The organism is Actinomadura formosensis NBRC 14204, from assembly GCF_001552155.1.
Lineage (GTDB): Bacteria > Actinomycetota > Actinomycetes > Streptosporangiales > Streptosporangiaceae > Spirillospora > Spirillospora formosensis.
In genome coordinates this window covers 71343-93483 of the sequence record NZ_BCQQ01000005.1, presented here as the reverse complement: position 1 = coordinate 93483, position 22141 = coordinate 71343, and the positions used below count along the sequence as shown (strand labels likewise).

General features: G+C 71.0%; 20 protein-coding genes, 1 tRNA gene and 1 pseudogene. 10 read left to right on the top strand and 12 right to left on the bottom strand.

From position 1 onward, the window contains the following. Positions 1-79 precede the first annotated feature (79 nt). Positions 80-202: pseudogene (locus tag AF1_RS36965) on the top strand (recombinase zinc beta ribbon domain-containing protein); the annotation flags it as partial. Positions 203-747: 545 nt separating this feature from the next. Here AF1_RS36965 and AF1_RS02340 read toward each other — a convergent pair. Beyond that, positions 748-820 (bottom strand) — tRNA-Glu (locus AF1_RS02340). 72 nt (positions 821-892) lie between these two features. Then, positions 893-2557: a metallophosphoesterase family protein gene (locus AF1_RS02335; RefSeq protein ID WP_084262353.1), complete on the bottom strand. Its 1665-nt coding sequence runs from the start codon at positions 2555-2557 to the stop codon at positions 893-895. A 32-nt stretch (positions 2558-2589) separates the two neighbouring features. Here AF1_RS02335 and AF1_RS02330 point away from each other — a divergent pair, with 32 nt between their 5' ends. Further along, positions 2590-2931, top strand: coding sequence for a metallopeptidase family protein (locus AF1_RS02330; RefSeq protein WP_067793187.1), 342 nt, complete (start codon positions 2590-2592; stop codon positions 2929-2931). Positions 2932-3025: 94 nt separating this feature from the next. Next, on the top strand, positions 3026-4357 hold the full coding sequence (locus AF1_RS02325; protein ID WP_084262352.1) for an MFS transporter: 1332 nt from the start codon (positions 3026-3028) through the stop codon (positions 4355-4357). On the opposite strand, the gene AF1_RS02320 is transcribed toward AF1_RS02325, so the two are convergent. Continuing rightward, positions 4354-4680 carry a PspC domain-containing protein gene (locus AF1_RS02320; protein WP_067793186.1) on the bottom strand — a complete coding sequence of 109 codons (327 nt, stop codon included), beginning with the start codon at positions 4678-4680 and terminating at the stop codon, positions 4354-4356. The two genes, AF1_RS02325 and AF1_RS02320, sit on opposite strands and share 4 nt — an antisense overlap. 273 nt (positions 4681-4953) lie before the next feature. Here AF1_RS02320 and AF1_RS02315 point away from each other — a divergent pair, with 273 nt between their 5' ends. Then, a complete protein-coding gene (locus AF1_RS02315) occupies positions 4954-5973 on the top strand; it encodes an aspartate-semialdehyde dehydrogenase (protein WP_067793185.1) in 1020 nt (339 codons plus the stop codon). A 4-nt stretch (positions 5974-5977) separates the two neighbouring features. Here AF1_RS02315 and AF1_RS02310 read toward each other — a convergent pair whose 3' ends face one another. The 4 genes from AF1_RS02310 to AF1_RS02295 form a co-directional block, all read right to left on the bottom strand. Beyond that, on the bottom strand, positions 5978-6196 hold the full coding sequence (locus AF1_RS02310) for a DUF2277 domain-containing protein (protein WP_067793184.1): 219 nt from the start codon (positions 6194-6196) through the stop codon (positions 5978-5980). 312 nt (positions 6197-6508) lie between these two features. Further along, positions 6509-8029 carry a M28 family peptidase gene (locus AF1_RS02305; RefSeq protein WP_067793183.1) on the bottom strand — a complete coding sequence of 507 codons (1521 nt, stop codon included), beginning with the start codon at positions 8027-8029 and terminating at the stop codon, positions 6509-6511. A 71-nt stretch (positions 8030-8100) separates the two neighbouring features. Continuing rightward, positions 8101-10521 carry a M4 family metallopeptidase gene (locus tag AF1_RS02300; RefSeq protein ID WP_067793182.1) on the bottom strand — a complete coding sequence of 807 codons (2421 nt, stop codon included), beginning with the start codon at positions 10519-10521 and terminating at the stop codon, positions 8101-8103. Between the two features lie 328 nt (positions 10522-10849). After that, on the bottom strand, positions 10850-11878 hold the full coding sequence (locus AF1_RS02295) for an alpha/beta hydrolase (RefSeq protein WP_067793181.1): 1029 nt from the start codon (positions 11876-11878) through the stop codon (positions 10850-10852). Positions 11879-12003: 125 nt separating this feature from the next. On the opposite strand from AF1_RS02295, the gene AF1_RS02290 reads away from it, so the two are divergent. Beyond that, the gene (locus AF1_RS02290) at positions 12004-12735 is read left to right on the top strand and encodes an isocitrate lyase/PEP mutase family protein (RefSeq protein WP_067793180.1); all 732 of its coding nucleotides are present in this window, start codon (positions 12004-12006) and stop codon (positions 12733-12735) included. A 99-nt stretch (positions 12736-12834) separates the two neighbouring features. After that, positions 12835-13659: an oxygenase MpaB family protein gene (locus tag AF1_RS02285; protein ID WP_067793177.1), complete on the top strand. Its 825-nt coding sequence runs from the start codon at positions 12835-12837 to the stop codon at positions 13657-13659. A 14-nt stretch (positions 13660-13673) separates the two neighbouring features. On the opposite strand, the gene AF1_RS02280 is transcribed toward AF1_RS02285, so the two are convergent. Next, on the bottom strand, positions 13674-14855 hold the full coding sequence (locus tag AF1_RS02280) for a cytochrome P450 (protein ID WP_067793174.1): 1182 nt from the start codon (positions 14853-14855) through the stop codon (positions 13674-13676). Between the two features lie 131 nt (positions 14856-14986). Here AF1_RS02280 and AF1_RS02275 point away from each other — a divergent pair, with 131 nt between their 5' ends. Further along, entirely contained in the window at positions 14987-15802 is an 816-nt protein-coding gene (locus AF1_RS02275; RefSeq protein ID WP_067793172.1) for an SAM-dependent methyltransferase, read from the top strand. Between the two features lies 1 nt (position 15803). On the opposite strand, the gene AF1_RS02270 is transcribed toward AF1_RS02275, so the two are convergent. Continuing rightward, entirely contained in the window at positions 15804-17228 is a 1425-nt protein-coding gene (locus tag AF1_RS02270) for a pyridoxal phosphate-dependent decarboxylase family protein (RefSeq protein ID WP_084262351.1), read from the bottom strand. A gap of 71 nt (positions 17229-17299) precedes the next feature. Between AF1_RS02270 and AF1_RS02265 the strand changes: the two genes are divergently transcribed. After that, positions 17300-18241, top strand: coding sequence for a helix-turn-helix domain-containing protein (locus AF1_RS02265; RefSeq protein ID WP_067793169.1), 942 nt, complete (start codon positions 17300-17302; stop codon positions 18239-18241). 326 nt (positions 18242-18567) lie between these two features. Here AF1_RS02265 and AF1_RS02260 read toward each other — a convergent pair whose 3' ends face one another. Together AF1_RS02260 and AF1_RS02255 are read right to left on the bottom strand one after the other, a co-directional pair. Next, entirely contained in the window at positions 18568-18771 is a 204-nt protein-coding gene (locus AF1_RS02260) for a hypothetical protein (protein WP_067793168.1), read from the bottom strand. Further along, entirely contained in the window at positions 18768-19010 is a 243-nt protein-coding gene (locus AF1_RS02255) for a hypothetical protein (RefSeq protein ID WP_131732315.1), read from the bottom strand. The genes AF1_RS02260 and AF1_RS02255 overlap by 4 nt, the downstream gene beginning before the upstream one ends. A 190-nt stretch (positions 19011-19200) precedes the next feature. Between AF1_RS02255 and AF1_RS02250 the strand changes: the two genes are divergently transcribed. Both AF1_RS02250 and AF1_RS02245 read left to right on the top strand, forming a co-directional pair. Then, positions 19201-20394: a helix-turn-helix domain-containing protein gene (locus AF1_RS02250; protein WP_067793166.1), complete on the top strand. Its 1194-nt coding sequence runs from the start codon at positions 19201-19203 to the stop codon at positions 20392-20394. 47 nt (positions 20395-20441) lie between these two features. Beyond that, entirely contained in the window at positions 20442-21389 is a 948-nt protein-coding gene (locus AF1_RS02245; protein WP_067793163.1) for a Tn3 family transposase, read from the top strand. A gap of 307 nt (positions 21390-21696) precedes the next feature. Here the strand turns inward: AF1_RS02245 and AF1_RS02240 are convergent, their stop codons facing one another. Continuing rightward, positions 21697-22131 carry a nuclear transport factor 2 family protein gene (locus AF1_RS02240; RefSeq protein ID WP_067793203.1) on the bottom strand — a complete coding sequence of 145 codons (435 nt, stop codon included), beginning with the start codon at positions 22129-22131 and terminating at the stop codon, positions 21697-21699. Positions 22132-22141 lie beyond the last annotated feature (10 nt).

Genomic DNA, 22141 nt, shown 5'->3' with positions numbered 1-22141 from the left:
CGAGGCGCGAGCCCGCAGCCGCTCAGGTGGCCCAAGCAGGCCCAAGAAGCCCCGGCCGGTGTTCGTGCTGAGGTCCTACATGACCTGTGGGCTGTGTGGTCGGCGGATGTTCGGCAAGCAAGACTCCGGCCACACCTACTACGTGTGCAGCCCCAAGCGCGCCTACCTGCCCGACGGGCATCCGGCTGTGATCCGGGTGCGTGAGGAGCGCCTGATGGTGGGGCTCACCGAGTTCTTCAACCGCGAGATCTTCGGCGCCCAGCGTCGTGAACGCCTGCAGGCGCTTCTCGCCCGGATGAGTGATCAGCACGTGGACGAGCACAAGGCGCAGGTGGCGACGGCCAAAGCCAAGATCAAGGATCTGGCTCGGCGGCAAGCGCGCGTGCTTGACCCGTTGGAGAATCTGGAAGAGCCGACTCCAGCGCTCGTTCAGCGTGTCAACGAGCGCGCCGCCGAGATCGCGGCCGACCTCAACGCGGAGCAGGCCAGGCTTCGGGAACTCCAGGAGACGGCGCCCGTCCGCCCGGCGCCCGAACTGCTGGATCTACTTCCGACCGGGGCGGTTGACCTGAGGTTGCTCCCCGAGCCGACTCTCCGGCGGCTGCTGGACGTCTTCGGGTTGACGATGCGCCATGACCGGGAGAAGAACCTCGTCGAGTGCGAGGTGACGATCACGTCCGAGACCGTCGACATGCAACGCGATGCCGCGAACGGGGCGATCGGTTCCGGTCGAGCCGGTTCCGAAAGTACCCCCTACCGGATTCGAACCGGCGCTACCGCCTTGAAAGGGCGGCGTCCTAGGCCGCTAGACGAAGGGGGCCCGGTGGTGGCGGAGATGGTCGCCACTCGACGTGGTCAGTGTAGAGGACGGGGCGGGGCGGCGTGCAAACGGTTACCGGGGTTCGGTGGTGCGGGGGCGGGGCGAGGACGGGCTGCCGGTGGGGCTGGGGCTGCGGGACGGCCAGTCGGACGGGAACTGTGAGGGGAACGGCGAGGTCGGGGAGGCGGGGGGCGAGGACGCCGGGGGGCGGGGCTTGACGGCGCGGCCGGGTTCGGGTTCCAGGTGGCGCTCGATCTGGGCGGAGGTGAGGCCGAGGCCGCCGAGGCGCAGGTCGTCCCAGCCCTGGAGGCGGTGGGAGGCGCGGCTGAAGTAGAGGACGGACAGTTCGATCGGGGTGGGCTGTTCGTGTTCGAGGCCGCGGAGGCCGGCGCCGCCGGTGGAGCCCTGGACGAACAGGCGGGTGCCGGTGGGGAGGAGTTTGGTGGAGCGTGTGTGGGTGTGGCCGGCGAGGGCCAGCGGGGTGATGCCGGAGAATGCCTCGCCCTCGGTGGGGTCGTGGGTGACGACGAGGTCGGGGACGGTGCCGGAGGCGCGGAGCTTCTCGGCGTGGCGGAGGCCCTCGGCGTAGAGCTGGTCGGCGCCGAGGAAGTCGTCGCGGGTGCTCTTGTCGGGGGTGAAGCGGGGGTCGCCGAGGCCGTAGATGCGCAGGCCCTTGACCTCGCGGGTGTCGCCGTCCAGGACGATGGCGTTCTTCTGCCGGCCGACGGCCTTCTGGGACCCCTTGGAGTCGTGGTTGCCGCGGACGTAGACGTAGGGGACCTTCAGGTCGGAGATGGAGTCGGCGAACTTGTCCTCTGGCTTGCTGCCGTGGTCCATGAGGTCGCCGCTGTCGACGATGAGGTCGACCTTGAACTGGGTGCTGACCGACTTGATGACGTTCCAGGCGGCGGGGTTCAGGTGGATGTCGGAGACGTGCAGGACGCGGATGGTCGACGGGTCGGGCTCGTAGGTGGGGAGGGTCGAGGTGGTCGTGTACAGCTCGGAGATGTTGCCGACGAGGCGGGCGAGCTGGGCGCGGTAGGCGGAGAAGCGTTCGACGATGCTGCGGGCGTCGCCGACGATCTGGGGGGCGTTGGCGAGCAGGCCCGTGTAGCGGGGTTCGGCGACCGACTGGGGGTTGAACGTCGCCCAGGTCAGCAGCGTGAGGGCGACGAGGCCCACGGCCGAGGAGGTCAGGCCGAGCAGGGCGCGGCGGGGGGAGCGGAAGAGCAGCAGGGACGCGACGAAGCTCGCGGCCAGGGCGATCAGGACGGCGCGGATGAGGAGCTGGAGGAGGCCGTGCCGGAGCTGGTCGGCGATGTGGTCGGTGAGGCGGTCGAGTTCGGTGTCGTCCTCGATCAGCTTCTTGGCCTGGTCGGGACGCAGGTCGGTGATCCGGGCCTCCAGCGAGACGGGGCCCTCGTGGGTGTCGAGGCGGAGGGAGCCCAGCGGGGGCAGTTTCAGGGTCGTCCCGCCGCGCAGGGACGGGTGGAGGGTGAGCTGGACGTCGGTCGGGCCGACCGGGGTGACGTAGCGTCCGCCGCCGAGGAGGCCGAGGTAGCCGGCGCCCAGGCCGATGACGATGACGAGGGCGAGGCGTGTCCACCGGGCGGTGAGGACGGGGGCGACGCGGCGGGCGACGGGGGAGCCGTACGCGCGGACGCGGCCGGCGGTGGAGGCGCCGAAGGCGTGGAGGGGGGCGAGGGCCTTGGCCAGCGCGGTGCGGACCTTGGGCACGTGTTCCCTTTCTATGGAGCAGAATCGGGGGTGTGATGGAGTTGTCGCGCGATGAGTTCGAGGACCTCGTGGCAGAGGCCCTCGACGCCATCCCGCCCGAGCTGACCGCCCACATGCGCAATGTCGTCATCGTCGTCGAGGACGACGCGCCCGAGCGCGGACTTCTCGGCCTGTACCAGGGCGTACCCCTTACCGAGCGCGGTGACTGGTACGGGGCCGTCCTGCCCGATCACATTTCGATCTACCGCACAGAGATTCTCCGGATCTGCGACACCAGGGAGGACGTGGTGGAGGAGGTTCGGATAACGGTGGTGCACGAGATCGCACACCACTTCGGGATCGATGACCGGAAGTTGCACGAACTAGGATACTGACTCGAAGAAATGCCACTGTAGGTCACACAACTACCACGCAGCGTGAGTTAATGGGGAGGGCGCCCGGCACCGGGCGGACTGAACTGGAGCGTGCGTGGCGGGAAGGCAGACCGGCTGGCATCGTCGTCCTGCGGAGGAGCAGGCGACCTACCGCGAGGTGTTCGCGGTGCGGGAGTTCCGCGCCCTCTGGCTGGCGCAGGCGCTGTCGTTTCTCGGGGACCAGTTGGCGCAGGTCGCGCTGGCCGTGCTCGTGTACGACCACACGAGGTCGGCGCTGCTCACGGCGTTGGTCTACGCGCTGACCTACATTCCGCCGATCGTGGGCGGGCCGGTGCTGTCCGGGCTGGCCGACCTGTTCCCGCGCCGCACCGTGATGATCGTCTGCGATGTGCTGCGGGCGGTGCTGGTGGCGGTCATGGCGCTGGTGGCGATGCCGGTCGGGGCGCTGTCCGCGCTGGTGTTCCTGACCGTCCTGCTGGGGACGCCGTTCTCCGCCGCGCGTGCCGCCGTCATGCCGGACATCCTGGAAGGCGACAGATATGTGGCGGGCTCGGCGATCGCCACCGTCACCAACCAGGTCACGCAGGTGCTCGGCTTCCTGGGAGGCGGCGCGGTCGTCGCGATCGTCGGTACGCGTGAGGCCCTTGCGCTGGACGCCCTGACGTTCGGCGCGTCGGCCGTCATCCTCGTCGGCGGGCTCCGGCGGCGGACCGCGCCGAGACGGCGGGAGCGCGGGTCGCCGGGCCTGTGGGGCGGGATGCGGGACGGTGTGCGGCTCGTGTTCGGCGACCGGGTGCTGCGGTCGCTGGTGCTGTTCGCCTGGCTGTGCACGTTCTACGTGATCCCCGAGGGGCTGGCGGTGCCGTATGCGGCGACGTTCGGCGGCGGCGCGGTGACCGCGGGGCTGCTGCTGGCGGCGATGCCGACGGGGATGGTGGTCGGTTCGGTGCTGTTCAGCCGGTTCGTCCGTCCGGCGAACCGGCTGCACGTCATGGGGTGGATGTCGATGCTCGCCTGCCTGCCGCTGATCGGCGCGGGCATCCATCCGCCGCTGTGGTGGGTCGTCGCGCTGTGGGCGCTGTCGGGCGTCGGCAGCGCCTACCAGCTGGTGGCCAACACCGCGTTCGTGGCCGCGGTGCCCGCGGCCGGGCGGGGGCAGGCGTTCGGGCTCGCCCAGTCCGGCCTCCTCGCCGGGCAGGGCACCGGGATCCTCGCCGGCGGGGCCGCCGCGCAGGTGTTCGGGCCGGAGACGGTCGTCGCGCTCGCGGGCGTTCTCGGCCTGTCGGCCGCCGCGCTGCTGACGCTCGGCTGGAAGCAGGTCCGCGGCGGCCTCGTCGCCGGGACGCCGGCCGCGCCCGCCGTCGCCTCGCCCGGCGGAGGCGGCGACGAGCTGTCCGGGATCACCCGGTCGGCTCCGGCGCCCTAGACGCCGGTCCGGTCGTGGTTCTTGCCGCCGACCGCGTCCTTGGTCTTCTGGACGGCGTCCTGGACGGTCGGGGAGGCGCTCGCCTTCTTGACCAGGTCCTCGGCGATCGACGTCGGCGCGCCCTCCTCCGGGATGAGCAGCCACGCGAGGATGTAGATGGCGATGCCGGCGCCGCCGAACAGCGTGAAGACGGCGAGGCCGAGCCGCAGGATGTTGGCGTCGACGCCGAGGAACCGCGCGGCCCCCGAGCAGACGCCCGCGATGATCCGGCCCTCGCGGGTGCGGCGGAGTTGCTTGCCCGTGTTCTGCTTCTCCATGTCCATATCTGGATCATGCCCAGCGGTGCCGGGTTCTGACATCCGGATTCGTCCCTGATTCATCCCTGAGTACACCCCTGTCCGGTCAGGGTGCCGGCCTCGACGTACTCTCGTGGACGGACGGCAGTGCATCTGCTCACACTCGGCAAGGCCGTCACCGGGCTCGACGCGTTCCGTTAAGGAGGGCTTGCCCCTTCCGCGTAGGGTTACTGACTGGACGTCCTGCCATCGACCTGGGCAGACTCGCCCGGGGACAAGCGATCTACCAGAGGGAGCGGCATGAGAGTCGGCATCGTCGGGGCCACCGGACAGGTCGGGGCCAAGATGCTCGAAATCCTGGCCGAGCGCGGATTCCCGGTGGACGAGCTGCGGCTGTTCGCCTCGGCGCGCTCGGCGGGCCGAAAGCTCCCGTGGGACGGCTCCGAGATCACCGTCGAGGACGCGGCGACCGCCGACTACACCGGCCTCGACATCGTGCTGTTCTCCGCGGGGAAGACCACGTCCAGGGCGCTGGCGCCGAAGGTCGCCGCCGCGGGCGCCGTCGTGATCGACAACTCCTCGGGCTGGCGGATGGACCCGGACGTCCCGCTCGTCGTCTCCGAGGTCAACCCGCACGCCGCGCGGAACCGCCCCAAGGGGATCATCGCCAACCCGAACTGCACCACGATGGCCGCGATGCCGGTGCTGCGTCCGCTGCACGAGGAGGCCGGGCTGACCGCGCTCGTCGTCTCCACCTACCAGGCGGTGTCCGGCAGCGGCCTCGCGGGCGTCTCCGAGCTGCACGACCAGGCGTCCAAGGTGGTGCAGAACGCCGACCGGCTCACCCACTCCGGGGCCGCGCTGGAGTTCCCCGAGTCGAACGTGTACGTGCGGCCGATCGCGTTCAACGTCGTGCCGATGGCCGGGGCGATCGTGGACGACGGTCTCGCCGAGACCGACGAGGAGCAGAAGCTCCGCAACGAGAGCCGCAAGATCCTGGAGATCCCGGACCTGAAGGTGTCGGGCACCTGCGTCCGCGTTCCGGTGTTCACCGGTCACTCGCTGCAGGTCAACGCCCGGTTCGAGCGTCCGATCAGCCCGGAGCGCGCGAGCGGGCTGCTGTCGGGCGCGCCCGGCGTCGTGCTGGCGGACGTCCCGACCCCGCTGCAGGCCGCCGGCCAGGACCCCACCTATGTGGGCCGCATCCGGCGCGACGAGACCGTGGAGAACGGCCTCGCCCTGTTCTGCTCCGGCGACAACCTCCGCAAGGGCGCCGCGCTGAACACCGTGCAGATCGCCGAGCTGGTCGCCGCCGAGTGACGGCCTAGCGCGCTCGCCCTCCCCGGACCTCCAGGGATTCGAGGAGGGCGGCCGTGCTCCGTGCGATCTCCGCCACGGCCCGGTCGAACGCCTCCGCGTTGTGGGACGCGGGCGCCCGGAACCCGGAGATCTTGCGCACGTACTGAAGCGCCGCCGCCCGGACGTCCTCGTCGGTCACGTCCTCGGCGTACGGCGGGCGAAGCGTCTTGATGCTGCGGCACATGTCCCCATTCTGACGTCCGCCACCGACAGCGGCGGCGGACGAAGAGCGGGGCCCCCGGTTCCCGCGCCCTGGGAACTGTGGCGGGCGCGTGAACCGGGGGCTCCGGCGGGGGGCGGGGACCCCGGTGGCGGATGCACGGGCCGGGCCGAGATTCGTCCCGTGCGTCCGCTGATGTTCAGCCCTGGGGGAGGATCGGGCTCCCCAGAAGTGCATCGCGGCGGCCGGCCGGTGTCAACGGATCCATTCGACACTGGATTTTCAATCGTGTGAACGAGGCCGCGGAAAACATTGAAACCGGCCGCCGAGCTGCACCTACATAGTGATCTTGAGGTTGTCCAGGCCCGCCTCGACGAGGCTGCCGGAACCGGCGTCCGCGGCGTCCACGAGGATGCGGACGGTCTGCCCGGCATAGGCGGACACGTCCGCCGTCTGCGTCTGCCAGGACCCCGCGCGGTCCGCCGCCGTGCCCGGCTGGCTCAGCACGGTCGTGGACCCGTTCGGTCCCACGACCCGCACCCGGAGGTAGTCGTCCGGGGAGCTGTTGCCGAGGTGGGCGAAGAACCAGGAGAACGACAGGGTCTTCGCTCCGGCCGGGAGCGCGATCGCCGGCGACCGGATGCTGCTGGTGCCGCCGTCGAGGTCGTAGGTCCCGGCGGCGGTCCCGGCGGCCGCCCCGGTCACCAGGGCGCCGCTGCCGCCGGTGGCGGCGAGCTGGAGGTTCGTGCCCGCGTAGCTCGTCGGCTGCGGGGTGCCGTACTCCCAGGCGCCCGCGGTGGCCGTGTCGGTGCCGTCCGGGTTCGCCGTCCAGCCCTTGTCGGTCTCCAGGTCGTCGGTGTAGACGGTGGCGCCGGGCGGCTGCTGCTGCCCGCCGGTGCCCGCGAGCGTCCAGACGGCGTGCGCGATGGCGTCGGCGTTGCGGTCCAGCGCGGTGTCGTCGATGTTGGACGCCGTGTCGCAGGACGAGTGGTAGCAACTGTCGAATGCGACGCCCGCCTGGCCGCCCCACAGCTGCGCCTGCTGGGACGTCTTGATGTCCTCGGCGCCGGTGAACAGCCCGCCGGCGGGGATGCCGACGCGGATGAACGGGCCGTAGTCGGAGCGTCCGTCGAACGCGGTGTCCTGGACCGGGACGTTGATCGACGAGAAGTACGACCGGAGCACCCGCTCGATCTCCGCGGACCCGGCCGGACCGGCGGCGCCGGACGAGCCGTCGCCGTCGTAGGCGAAGTAGCCCGGGTTGGGGGAGCCGACCATGTCGAAGTTCAGATAGCCGGTGATCTTCGACCGTTCGGCGGACGGCAGGGTGTTGACGTAGTGCGTCGATCCGACGAGGCCGAGTTCCTCGGCGCCCCACCAGGCGAACCGGAGGTGCCGGCCGGGCTGGAGGTTCTGGCGGGCGACGGTGAGCGCGGTCTCCAGGACCGCGGCCGAGCCGGAGCCGTTGTCGTTGATGCCGGGGCCCGCGGTGACGCTGTCGAGGTGCGCCCCCGTCATCAGGGTGTTGCCGGTGTCGCCGCCCGGCCAGTCGGCGATCAGGTTGTAGCCGGTGGCGCCGCTCTGGGTGAACGACTGGACGCTGGTCTGGAAACCGGCCGCGTCCAGCTCGCCCTTCACGTAGTCGAGCGAGGCGCGGTAGCCGGGACCGCCGTGGGCGCGGTCGCCGCCGTTGGCGTCCGCGATGCTCTGCAACTGCGCGAGGTGCGCCTTGACGTTCGTGAGCGAGATGTCGGGCGCGGTCGGGGCGGCGGGAGCCGCCGAGGCGGGAACGCCGGGCAGGAAGGCGGCCGCCGTCAGGGCCGCCGCCCCCAGCACCGCCATGGTGCGCGGTCTCATGTTTCCTCCAGGAAAGGAAAGCGGCCTGTGACGGGAGCGGGGACCCCGTCACAGGCCGCATACAGGGGCGGTCAGGCCTTGGTGATCTTGACGTTGTCGATGCCGCCCTCGACGAGGCTGCCGGTGCCGTTGTCGGCCGCCTCGACCACGATGTAGACGGACTGGCCGGCGTAGGCGGACAGGTCGTACGTCGCCGTCTGCCACGCCCCGGCCCGGTCGGCCATGGCGCCGCTCTGGTTCAGCACGGTGCTGGAGCCGTTCGTGCCGACGACCCGGACGCGCAGGTAGTCGTCCGTCGAGCTGTTGTTGAGGTGGGCGAGATACCAGTTGAAGCTCAGCGACAGGGTGCCGCTGGGCAGGCTGATCGCCGGGGACTGGATGCTGGTCACGCCGCCGTCGAGGTCATAGGTGCCCGCGTTCGCGCCGGCGGCGGCACCGGTGACGAGGTCGGCGCCGCTGCCGCCGGCCGCCGCGAGCTGCAGGTTCGTGCCCGCGTAGCTCGTCGGCTGCGGGGTGCCGCGCTCCCAGGCGCCCGCGAGGGCGGTGTCCGACCCGTACGGGTTGGTGCCCCAGCCCTGGTCGGTCTCGAAGTCGTCGGAGAAGACGGTCCCGCCGGGCGAGCCGTTACCGACCGTGAGCGTGTAGGTGGCGGTGCGGTCGATGGACGCGCCGTTCCCGAGGACCGTGATCCGGTACGTCCCGTCCGGGGTGCCCGCCGGGACGCTGACGGTCATCGTGGACGACTGGCCCGCGGTCACCGTGCTCGGCGAGAACGACACGGTCGGCCCGGCCGGGCTGCTCGTCGCCGACAGCGCCACCTGCTGGGCGCTGCCGCCGGTGACGGACGTGCTCACGGTCGCGGTGGCGCTCCCACCGGCCTGCGCGCCGCCCGAAGCGGGGTTCAGCGACAGCGAGAAGTCGTTCTGCTGCAGGGTGCCGCAGGGCGCCTCGCCGCTCTGCGCGGGAACGTTGATCGCGCTCCAGGCCGCCTTGACGGCGTTGCACTCGGTGGGCGAGCCGGGGAACAGTTGCAGCGCCGCGTTGACCGTCTCGAGGCGGGCGCGGGCGTGGCTCCAGTTGGTGACCTTGCGGTTCAGCCCGCCCATGAAGATCTGGCCGGCCTTCTGGATGCCGATGCCGGTCACGGTCGAGTTGTTGCAGGTGGGGCTGGCCGGGTTGCCGTTGGTCGGGTTGGAACCCTCGGCGAGCAGGTAGAACCAGTGGTTCTGCGGGCCGGCGGCGGAGTGCACCTCGGTGCTCGGGATCGAGGCGGAGTAGCAGTTCGGGTCGCCGAGCGCCTGCGGGTTGTACATGTTGCGGATCGGGCCGGAGCCGACCAGGTCGACCTCCTCGCCGACCAGGTAGTCCGGCGGGTCGAGGCTGGCCGGCTCGTTGATGTAGTGCTCGGTCAGCGCGCCGAAGATGTCGCCGGTCGACTCGTTCAGGCCGCCCTTCTCGTTGCCGTTGCCGCCGCTGTCACCACCGGGCGTGGTGCTGAAGACGGCGTGGCCGTTCTCGTGCCCGACCACGTCCACCGACGTGACCTGCTTGGTGCCGGCCGAGTTGTGGCCGAAGTTGGTGTAGCTGCCGGTCCAGTACGCGTTGACGTCGTTCAGCCCGACGAAGAGCGGGAAGCCGCCGCCGCGGCCGTCGATGCCGGTGCGCCCCAGCCAGGTGCCCAGCATGTCCCATTCCTTCTGGACCGCGTACATGGCGTCGACGCAGGCCGTCTCCAGGTCGGTGCCGCTGCCGTTGCCCCAGGCGCTGCTGGGCCCGGTGAAGGCGGAGCCGGACTGGTCACCGCACTGGACGCCGGAGCGCTGCGGGTCCGTCATGGAGGTGGGGGCGGTGCTGAGGTCGACGGTGCCGTGGTAGTAGCTGCGGTCGTCGGCCGCGTCCCGGACCTCGTCCCAGGTCTTGACGACCTTGCCGGTCCTGGCGTCGACGAAGACGTGCAGCTTGGTCGGCGCGTTCTTCCGGGTGCCGCTGACGACGGTCTCGTAGACGAGCCGTCCGGAGCCCTCGGCGAGGACCATCAGGCGCGGGGTGGACGCGCTCTTGACCTTGGAGACGCGGGCGCGGGACGTCTTGGCGGCCTTGGCCGCGCTGACCGCCGCCTTGGTCGACACGCTGAGCTTGCGCGACTGGTCGACCGACGTGCCGAGGACGCCGCCGCTCGCGTTCGTGGTGACGACGAAGTCGCCGCCGTACACGGGCAGGCCGTCATAGGTGCGCTCGTACTGGACGTACTGGAGACCGCGCAGGCCCGAGGTGACGCCGCGCCGGACGATCCTGTCCTTGGGGGCCTTCTTGAACGCGGTGGGCTTCGCCGCGACCAGGCGGTCGGCCGAGGCGGCGGCGAGGGTGCGGGGGTCCGGCTTGGCCGGACCCGCCGCGTGGGCGGTGTGGGTCGCACCTGTGGCGGGGGACGACAACGCCACGGCGAGGCCGACGGACAGCACCGTCGCCCCGATCGCGGTCTGGTGTCTCAAAAGGGTGCTCCTTCTACGTGCCGGGCGGGAGAGGGGATACGTGGAGGCCCCTGCGGGGGCGCTCCGGTGGGGGCCGCTGCCCGCCCGGCGGAGGTATGGATGGAGAGCTCATCTGGATGAGCCGCCCAGAAGTGCACCCCGAATGGCAGCGGGTGTCAATGAATCCATTTGGTACTGGATTTTCAAGTTTTTCGGAGCGGTGAATGAAACCACTGAAACACCCGTGCTGGCAGCGCGAACGGGCCGGGCCGGCCCTGCCGGCCCGGCCCGTCCGGCCGGGAACCTTCTGCGCGCGGTGAGCGTCACGGTCCCCGCGGCGCGGGACGTTCTAGGGCGCGATGCGGCGGCAGAGCCAGGAGAGCGCGAGCGGGTAGCGGTAGTCGATGCCGCCGTGGGCCGCGTCGAACAATTCGAAGCGGATTACGTCCTCCGCGACGCCCGCGTCGAGAAGCGCCCGGTGGAATGCCTGCGCGCCGACGTCCAGGAACCACTCGTCGCGCGTGCCGCTGTCGATCCAGATCGCGCGCTGCGACCGCATCGCCTCGGCGTGGCCCGGCACCATCCGGACGGGGTCCCAGGCGAGCCAGCGCTCCCACACGTCCTGCCGGATCACCCCGGTGACCGGGTCGAACGGCAGGTCGGGCGTGCCGTCCTCGCGTGCGGAGTAGCAGAGCGCCATGCCGAGGATGTTGAGCAGTTCCATGTCCTCGGGCTTGGTGAACGACGTGCGGGAATTGAAGTCCGCCCACCACCGCCAGATATCGCCGTCGTATTTGCGCAGGTGGCGGACGCATTTCGGGAATTCGGGCAGGTAGCAGTGCTCGAACAGCGCGTCACCGGCGTGCGTCGCGAGGGCGCCGAACAGGTCGGGCCGGAGCATCGGCGTGATCATCGCGCCGTAGCCGCCGCTGGACTTGCCGCTGATCGCCCGGTGCCCGGGGGCGTCCAGCGTCCGGTAGCGGGCGTCCACCCACGGGACGATCTCGTCGCAGAGGTAGGAGTGGTAGCGGCCGGTGCCGGGCGAGTCGACGTACTGGCTGCCGCCGTGCGCGGTCCAGGCGTCCACGAACACGACGATCGCGGGCGGGGCCTCACCGGACGCGAACACCGCGTCCGCCGTCTCGGGGAACGGCTGCCGGTACGGCATCCGGTTGCGCCAGATCCCGACGTGCCCGGTGAACCCGGTGATCACGTAGACGCTCGGGTAGCGGCGTTCCGGCTCGTCGTCGTAGCCGGGCGGGACGTACACGAGGAGGGGCCGCTCGTGCGGGTCCCCCAGCGGGTTGCCGCGCAGCAGCTCGCTGCTGACGGCGTGCTCTTCCAGGCGTCCGGCGAACTCGGTGGACCACGGCAGCATGGGCGCTCCCTCATCGCGGGCTGTTGATCGCCTCGACGCTAACCCAGGCCCGCCGGGACCGCCGAGGGGCGATGTCACAATCCGCCGGGCCGTCTGGTCCTTGTCTCCGGGGGAAGGAGAAGGAGATGACCGACAACGCCGCACGCCTTCGTGAGCTGCACCGCCCCGGTGATCCGCTGCTGCTGCCCAACGTCTGGGACGCCGCCAGCGCGCAGATCGTCCAGGAGGCGGGGTTCCCGGCGCTCGCCACCGCCAGCGCCGCCGTCTCCGCCATGCTCGGGTATCCCGACCACGAGGGGGCGCCGGTGGCGGAGATGTTCGCCGCCGCCGGACGCGTGATCCGCGCCGCGACCGTCCCCGTCACGGTGGACGCCGAGGCCGGGTACGGGCTCCAGCCCGCCGAACTGGTCGAACGGCTCCTCGCCATCGGCGCCGCCGGCTGCAACCTGGAGGACACCTACGCCGGTGAGCTGGCCGAGCCGGAGGCGCAGGCCGAGTACCTCGCCGCCGTCCGGGACGCGGCGGGCGACGCGCTGGTGATCAACGCCCGGGTCGACACGTTCGTCGCCAAGGCGCCGAACCCGGTGGAGGCCGCCATCGAGCGCGGCCGGCTGTACTTCGAGGCGGGCGCCGACTGCGTCTACCCGATCACCGCGCCGATGGACGCCGTCCCGGCCCTGGTGAAGGGGCTGCCGGGGCCGGTCAACGCGAACAACTTCCCCGGGTCGTCCCTCGCCGACCTGGCCGCCGCCGGGGTGGCGCGCGTCTCGTACGGGCCGATGGGCTACCTGCGCGCGCTCGACGCCTTCAAGGAGTTCGCCACCCGCGTGCAGGGGAGGGAGGACCCGTACGCCTGACAAGTGAGGGCGCCCACCCGCGGGCGCCCTTGCAAGTGTTCACTTACATCGGCATGGTGAGACGAGAGTCGCCGCTATGTCCCAGGAAGTGAGGCCGACATGACCGCGATCACGCAGGAGACGCCCCCGAAGGTCGCCCTCGACTCCATCAGCGGCCTGGCCCTCGCCGCCGCCGCGTCGAACGTCGTCATGCAGCTCGCCCGCCTCCCCGTCGGGCGCGGCGTGGCCGAGAGCACCGTCGACAGCGGCCGCGTCGACAGGCATCCGCTCAAACGCACCCGGACCACGCTCAGCTACATCGCCGTCGCGATGTCCGGCACCGAGGACGAGCGCGAGGCGATGCGCCGGGAGGTCGACCGAGCCCACCGGCAGGTCCGCGCCAGGGAACCCGTCGCCTACAACGCGTTCGACCCCGAACTCCAGCTCTGGGTCGCCGCGTGCCTCTACTACGGCACCGAGATGATCTACCGGATCCTCTACGGGGAACCGACCCCCGAGCAGGCCGAAGAGCTGTACCGGCACGGCGCCCGGTTCGGCACCACCCTGCAGATGAGGCCGGAGCAGTGGCCCGCCGACCGCGCCGCCTTCGAGGAGTACTGGCGGGAGGGCGTGCGGAGGGTGCGGATGGACGACGTCACCCGCACCTACCTGCGCGACCTGACCGAACTGCGCTTCCTGCCCATCCCGGTGCGGCTCCCGCTGGGCCGCTGCCACACCTTCCTGACCGTCGGCTTCCTGCCGCAGCCCTTCCGGGACGAACTCGGCTACCCGTGGACGCCCCGCGACCAGCGCCGCTTCGACCGCTTCACCCGCCTGCTGCGGACCACCAACCGGGTCATGCCGCGCCCCGCCCGCGAGTTCCCCTTCAACCTCTATCTCCACGACGTCCGCCGCCGGATCAGAACCGGCCGCCCCATCGTCTGACCCCGGACCGCGCGTCAGCGGCGCGCGGTGATGCGGGTGGGCAGCGACACGAACCCGCGGTCATTGGACGAGCGGACCCGCTTCGCCGCGGCGATGTCGATCTCGAAATCGGCGACCGTGCCGATGAGCTCGCCGAGCGCGATGCGGGCCTCCAGCCGGCCGAGGTTCATGCCGAGGCAGTGGTGGCGGCCGTTGCCGAACGCGAGCGACTCGCCGGTGTCGCGGTCCAGGTCGAACCGCTCCGGGTCGGGGAAGACGTCCGGGTCGCGGTTGGCGGCGCCGGTGAGCAGCAGGACGCGGGCGTCCGCCGGGATCGTCACGCCGTGCACCTCGACGTCCTCGGTGGTGGTCCGGGCGAGCGCCTGGCTCGGCGGGTCCCAGCGCAGGGTCTCCTCGATCCAGTCGCCGACGCGTCCGGCGAACGCCTTGGCCCGCTCCTCCGGGTGCCGCCAGGCGGCGTGCCAGGCGTTGCCGAGCGTCAGCATCGTGGTCTCGATCCCGGCGCCGACGAGCAGGATCAGCACGCCGACGATCTCCTCCGGGGTGAGCCGGTCCTCGCCCTCCGCCGCGTCCAGCAGGCCGGACAGCAGATCGTCCCGCCGCTGCCTGGACCGCTCGATCGTCAGCTCGGTGTAGTAGCCGACGAGCGCGCCGATGGCCTGCAGCGCCTCCGGCGGCAGGTCGCCGCCCGCCTCGTCCCGGTACATGATGGCCATGCCGAGCTCACGGACCTTGTCGCGGTCGGCCTCGGGGACCCCGACCAGCTCGGAGATCACGTCCGTGGGGAAGCGGCCGGCGAAGTCGGTCATCAGGTCGAACTCGTCGCCCTCCAGGTGGGGCCGCAGGCAGTCCCGGGCGATCTCGCGGATGCGCGGCTCCAGCGCCTGGACGCGTTTCGCGGTGAACGCCCGCGCCACGAGCCCGCGCATCCGGGTGTGCTTCGGCGGGTCCATGGCGACGAACGAGAAGAACTTCTCCGCGTCCGGCCCCCAGAACGCCGGCTCGATCCGCAGGCCGTTCCTGCTGGAGAAACGCGCCGAGTCCTTCAGCGCCGCGACGACGTCGGCGTGCCGGGACAGCGCCCAGAAGTCGTCATTGCCGTTCCGGTAGACCGGTGACTTCTCGCGCAACTGCGAATACACCGGGTAAGGGTCGTCCTGAATGGCGAAGTCGAAAGGACTGTAGAAGAGATCCACGCCCGCTACCATTGCACAATGGACGGCGTTTCGGGGGACCTAGATGTGCGAAACCGCTGTTCACCCCCCACAATGGGGGGCCGTGATCTACCCGCGCCGCGCGGGGCGGCGGACAACGAATCGAGGTCACCGTGGAGACTGAGCGGGTACCGCCGGGCATCGATCCGACGAAGGCGCACCCGTCCCGCCGGTACAACTACTGGCTCGGCGGCAAGGACAATTTCGCCGCCGACAGGGAGTCGGCGGCGGTGGTCGCCTCCGCGTTCCCGACCGTCGCGCTGTCCGCGCGGGAGAACCGCGCGTTCCTCAAGCGCGTGGTGACCCACCTCGCCGGCGAGGCGGGCATCGACCAGTTCTTCGACATCGGCACCGGCCTCCCGTCGGCCGGGAATGTGCACGAGGTCGCGCAGGCGATCGAGCCCACGTCCCGGATCGTCTATGTCGACAACGACCCGGTCGTCCTCGTCCACGCCCGTGCCTTGCTGACCAGCCATCCCGCGGGCAAGACCGCCTACATCGAGGCCGATCTGCGCGACCCCGACGCCATTTTGCGGAACACGGAATTGCGCCGCACCCTCGACATGTCCCGTCCGGTGGCGCTGATGCTGGTCGCGACCATGCATTTCATCACCGATGACGACGACCCGTACGGCATCCTCGCCCGGCTGCTGTCCCCGCTCCCCTCGGGCAGCCACCTCGTCATGACCCACGCGACCAACGAGCACCTGACACCGGAGCAGTACGCCGCCAACGTGGAGGCGAACGAGCGCAGCGGCGTTCCGTTCCGCCTGCGCAGCCGGGAGGAGTTCGCCCGCTTCTTCGACGGCCTGGAGATCCTTTCCCCGGGCATCACCTCGGTCGTCGAGTGGCGTTCCGAGGATCCGCCGGAGAAGCCCCCCTCCGTCGAGGACGTCTCCATGCTCTGCGCCGTCGCCCGCGTCCCCTGAGTCACTTGCGCGCCTCGTTCACGGCGTGGACGAGGTCCTCGACGTCCGCGGACGTGGTGCGGTGGCTGATGACGCAGGCGCGGAGCGCGGCGCGGCCGTTCAGCCGGACGGGACTGATCCAGGCGCGTCCGCCGCCGACGACCGCGCGGGCGAGCGCGTCGTGGTGCTCCCACGTCGCGGTGCCGGGGTCGGCGAAGCAGACGACCGGGAGCGGGGTGTCGTTGACGATGTCCCAGCCGGTCTCGGTGAGCCTTTCGCGGAGCACCTCCGCGAGGGCGGCGTCGTGTTCCAGTTGCCCGGCGTACCCTTCGCGGCCGGCGACGGCCAGGCTGAGGAACAGTTTGAGGCCCATGAACCGGCGCGACCACTGCTGGCTGGACGTGTACGGGTCCACGGTGTCGGGGACCTCCGCAGGCATGTAGGACGTGGTGACCCGGAACGTCTCCGCGAGCCCCTCGGCGTCGGTGCACAGGAGGGCGCCCGCCCCCATGGGGACGCTCATCCACTTGTGGGCGTCCACCGTGATCGAGTCGGCGCGTTCGATACCGTCCAGGGCCGGCCGCAGGCGGTCGGAGAGCGCCGCCGCGCCGCCGTAGGCGGCGTCCACGTGCAGGTAAAGGCCAAGGTCGCGGCAGAAGCCGGCCAGGTCGTGCAGCGGGTCGATGACTCCGGCGGACGTGGTCCCGGCCGTCGCGACCACGAGGAACGGCAGCGCGCCGTCCGCGCGGTCGGCGGCCACCCGCTCGGCCAGGGCCCGCGTGTCCAGCCGCAGGCCGGGCCCGGACGGGACGAGCCGGACGGCGTCCCGCCCGATGCCGGTGGCGTGCGCGATCTTGAGCCAGGCCAGGTGGCTCTCCGCCGACGCGTACATGACCGGACGGCCCTCCAGCGCCCGCAGCCCCTTCTCGCCGTACTCCGGCCACCTCTTCGTGAGCGCCAGCAGCACCGCGGTCAGGTTCGCCTCGGCACCGCCGCTGGTGAACGACCCGGCGACGGTTTCCGGCGGGTAGCCGAGCCGTCCGCCCAGGAAACGCAGCAGATGCGCCTCGATCTCGACCGCCGCGGGGGCGTGCGACCATGCGGCCAACTGCGGGTTGAACGCGGCGGCGAGCGTCTCACCGACGACGCCCATCAGGGTCGGCGCGGGATTGAAGAGCCCGAAATAGCGCGGATGGGTCGTGTGGACGGTGGCCGCCCGCAGCAGCCCCGCGACGTCCTCGACCACGGTTTCGGGATCGACCGGACGGTCGAAGCCGTACGCCCCGATCGCGGTCCTCAGCTCCCGGACGTCCACCGGTGCGCTGACGTCGCGTCCGGTGATCTGCTCGCGTTCGCTTTCCAGCAGGTCGATGACGTGCCGCCACACCGCCTCGGCGGCCGGCCGGGAAGGGGCGAAGGAGTCACGTCCAACGGGGAATCGGTCCATGCCCTGATCTTCGCGCCCGGGATTGGACCGAGCCAAGTGGCAGGAATGACCACCATCGCTAAATTAGTGACATGCACACGCTCGCCGTCGCCGTCACCGAGGGGGTGCCGATCTTCGAGTTGGCCATCCCGTGCGAGGTGTTCGGCTACGAGCGGCCGGGCCTCGCCCCCTCCTGGTACGACTTCCGCCTCTGCGCCGCCCCCGGAACCCGCACCGCCGCCGGGTTCGCCCCAGACGCCCGGCACGGTCTGGACGTGCTCGCCGAGGCCGACACCGTCGTCGTCCCGGCATGTGCGAGCGTCGTCGACGACCAGCCGTCCGACCTGGTCGAGGCCGTACGCGCGGCCCACGCCAACGGCGCCCGGATCGTTTCCCTCTGCACCGGCGCGTTCGTCCTCGCCGCCGCCGGGATCCTCGACGGACGTCCGGCGACCACGCACTGGATGCACGCCGGCCAACTGGCCGCCCGCTACCCGGAGGTGCTGGTGGACGCGTCCGTCCTCTACATCGACGACGGCGACGTCCTGACGAGCGCGGGCACCACCGCCGGGCTCGACCTGTGCCTGCACGTCGTCCGCAACGACCACGGCGCCGCCGTTGCCAGCGCGCTCGCCAAACGGCTCGTCATGCCCGCACACCGTCCCGGAGGGCAGGCCCAGTACATCGGCGCGGCGACCACCGTTCATGACGCGGAGGACATCGGCCCCCTCCTCGACTGGGCCCGACGGCGGCTGCACGAACCGCTGACCGTCGCCGCCCTTGCGCGTCACGCCAACGTCACCACGCGCACACTGATCCGCCGCTTCCACGCCGCGACGGGGACGACGCCCATGGCCTGGCTGCGCGGCATCCGGATCGACTACGCCCGCGAACTGCTGGAGACCACGTCCCTGCCCATCGGCCAGATCGCGGAACGCTCCGGCCTGGGCAGCCCGGCGAACCTCCGCCACCACTTCACGCGCGTCGTCGGCGTTCCCCCGAGCACTTACCGCCGCGCGTTCTCGTCCAGGTGAGCACGGTCTATCCAAGTCGATGATCGGCCCACCGGCGCGCGGCGGCGGCGTGCTCGACCGCCCAGACGGCGCGGTTGCCGCGGAGATTGACGTCCCACTTGTCGGCGAACAAGCGGCAGAACAGATCGACGGCGGCCGGATCGGTGGCCGTCCATGACGGGAACCACGAGACCCGCCCCGGCTGGGGGTGCCCGCCGCGCGGCACTCCAGGGGGTGAGGGCCGCGCGGCGGGGCGGCCGGGCGTGACCTACCAGAGCCGGCCCGGCCGCTGCGCGGGCCGGATGCCCGCGCCTTCTGGGTGGGGACGGCGAGGTGCCGTCCCCGGTTCATTGGGACGCGACCCGCAGGTGCCAGTCGACCATCGCCGCGAGCTGCTCCTCGCTCACCGCCTCGATCAGGCTGGGTCCCTGCCGTCCGGGCAGCACGGCCCACCAGCTCCCGGTGACCCTGCCGTGCCAATGCACGATGTGCTCCGGGATCGGCGGCGGGAGAATGACGGGCGGGACGTCCACCCTGGTATCGGCGATCACGACTCGATCTCGGCGGTGGCGTCCAGGAGTTCGCGGAGCCGCTCGGCCGACGCGGCGCGCACCCACGAGACCCCGCCGCCGCTCGGGTACCGGAACGGCATCCGCTTGGCCTCCCACGCCAGGTCGATGGCGTCGGGGACGCCGTGGTGGAACACCCAGTCGGGGAAGTCGGAGCGCAGCCCCGTCAGGGCCTCCAGGGCGGTCGATACGCCCGCCACAGAATTCGATACCTTGCTCACAGCCGGACCTGCTTCCGGTCAGGCCCCGGAACCCCCGGCGTTCGCCCGCCGGCCGGGGCCGCATTCGTGTCTGCGACACCTTCCGCCCCCCACTTGACCGCAGTCAGGGCTGGCGTTTAAGACATTGCCTGCTGACTCTCCGTGCAGCCAATATGGACAGTGGGTCAAGTCAGGGCGAAATGATGGGGCGATGGCGACCTTCGGTGGGAAGTTGCGTGCGCTCATGGCCGAGCGGCAGATCAGCCAGCGCAAGCTGGCCAAGCTCGTCCCGTGCGACGACGGGCACCTGTCGAAGATCGCCAACGGCCGCAAGCGCCCGTCCCCCGAACTCGCCGCGCGTCTCGACGACCTCCTCGACGCGCGGGGTGCGCTTGCCGCGCTGTGTCCACGGCGACCGCCCCGGCAGGAGCCGGAAGACGTAGCGGGACAGGTCGGTGTGCCCCTGGGGCTGGCCGGTGACCACCCGCTTGGCCTCGATGGTCGGCCCGCCGACGCCGCCTTCGTCGCATCCGTCCGCCACACCAGCCAGGCGCTCATCCGTCTCGACACCGAGCATGGTGGCAACGACCTCCTCCCGATGGCGTTGCGCGCCTTCCGTGCCGCCCACGACAGGCTTGGCGCAGGTGCTTACGTTCCTGCCGTCGAACGTGACCTGATCGCGGCGGCAGGGGAGGCGGGTGAGGTCGCCGCATGGCTGGCCTATGACGCCGACCGGCAGGATGTTTCCCGGTGGGTCGTCCATGAGGCGCTGATGCTGTCGCGGCAGGCCGGGGACCGCGACATGGAGCTGTTCGAGCTGACACATCTGGCGATGCAGGCGGTTCACCAGCACCGACCGGCCGAGGCGGTGCGGATCACCCGGGGACTCCTGGGCACAAGGCTGCCGCCCAGAGGTGCGGCACTGCTCACCATCCGCGAGGGGCGCGCGCTCGCCCAGCTAGGCCGGGCGGGTGAGGCGTTCGCCGCTCTGGGCAGGGCACGGTCGGCCCTGCTGGATGGTGTCACCGCGCGGGACCCGTCCTGGACGTGGTGGGTCACCGACGCCGAGGTGCTCTGGCACACCGGCATGGCGCACGCCGATCTCGGCGAGTGGGAAGCGGCGGTGCCGCTGCTGCGGGAGGCGGCGGAGCTTCGCGTCGGCTACCGGCGGGCCCGATACAACGACCTGGCTCACCTGCTCAACGCACTCACGCACGTGGGCGCTTGGCGGGAGGTGGAGCCGGTCTTGGCGGAGGTCGCGGGCATCATGCCGGAGGTGAACTCGGCGCGCACGACGAACCTGCTGCGCAGGGTCGCCAGCCGGATCGTGTGCGCGGACGCTCCCTCGACGGTCGTTGACATGGCGGGGGCCGTTCGCCGTCATCTGCGTCGGGAAGTCGCCTGATGGGCGGCATGGACAGTGGGCCGAGGCGGGGTGAACCGGGTGAGACGATGGCGACCTTCGGTGAGAAGTTACGTGCGCTCATGGCCGAGCGGCAGATCAGTCAACGCAAGCTGGCCAAGCTCGTCCCGTGCGACGACGGCCACCTGTCGAAGATCGCCAACGGCCGCAAGCGCCCGTCCCCCGAACTCGCCAAACGCCTGGACCACCTCCTCGAAGCGGATGGCGAGGCGTTCATCGCAGACCTGAAGCAGTGGATGACCGCCGGCCTGGACCGGCTCACGGCCGCATTGGCGGACGGCTCGGCGGGCGGGGTGCGGGTGACCAGCCGCCACGGCGAGCCGTGGATCAGCGTGCCGAAACTGGAGCCGCTGGAAGAGCCCACCGGGCTCCAGGCACTCAAGGACGAGGTCATGCGACGCTGGGGCGTGCTCGACCTGCTGGACGTGCTGAAGAACGCCGACTTCCTCACCGGCTTCACCGAAGAATTCGCTTCGGTCGCCGCGTATGAGCGCATCGACCGTGCCGTCCTCCAGCGCCGCCTGTTGCTCGCGCTGTTCGCGCTGGGCACCAACATGGGCATTCGCGCCATCGTGGCGACCGGCGAGCACGGCGAGAGCGAAGCGGCGCTGCGGCACGTGCGCCGGCACTTCATCACCGTCGACAACCTGCGGGCCGCCGTGCGCAAGCTGGTGAACGCCACCTTCGCGGCCCGCGACACCGCATGGTGGGGCCGCGGCACGGCGTGTGCGTCGGACTCGAAGAAGTTCGGGTCCCGGTCCTCGCAGGTCCTGCGGCGCTTCACCCGCGGCGGCCTCCAGGTCGTCGAGAACTGGAACAGCGCCAACACTGTGCTGCGCTACGGCAAGGATGGCGCCCTGACCGGCCCGGACAAGGAGCACGCCGAGACGTCGATGCTTGCGCTCCACCTGCTGCAGTCCGCGCTCGTGCACGTCAACACGCTGCTCGTCCAGCGGGTGCTCGCCGAACCGGCGTGAGCGAAGAAGCTCACCGACGAGGACCGGCGCGGCCTGACCGCCCTGTTCTGGTCCAACATCAATCCCTATGGCACATTCCGGCTGGAGGTGGACAAGTGGCTCGACCTGGCGCCGAGCGCTGCCGTACCCCACCCCCGAACCTCGCGGGCTGCCGCTCACGCCCATCCGGCAGAGCCATGGGAGAGGCACTGTCACCCATTGGCTGTGTCGGTGCCAGGGCGCGACGGTGCAGCTGGACTCGGTGAACGAACGGCCTGTTGGCCGCGAAGCTCCGGGGTTCCCGGGAGTTCGCGGCCAGCAGTGTCTTCTAGAGGGCCCGGTCGAGGGCTTCGGTCAGTGCGACCGGGGTGACTACGAGGCGGTCGAAGCGCCAGCCGTCCTCGGTGCGGCGCGCCCCGTAGTGGTGGAACCCAGCCGCGAGGGCCTCGGCGTTGTCGTCGATGACGAACACGGCGATGTCGTGGGCCCGCACCGTGGCGGTCTCGCCGTCGACCTCGATGATGAGATTGGACTTGCTGTGCAGGGTGCGGACGTACGTGTCGTGGCCCGAGCACACGAGTTCAATGAGCGCTCCGATGCCGTGGGCCTCCCCGCGCGGGGACTTGACGACGACATCCTCGGTGAAGAGCCGGTCGGTCTCGCCGTAGCGGCCCTCGTCGATCCACAAGCTGTGGCGGGCGACCAGGTCGGCAAGTTCGGCGCGGTCAGCGAGTGCGCGGATCAGGGTTTCGGTGCTGGTCATGATGGTCTCC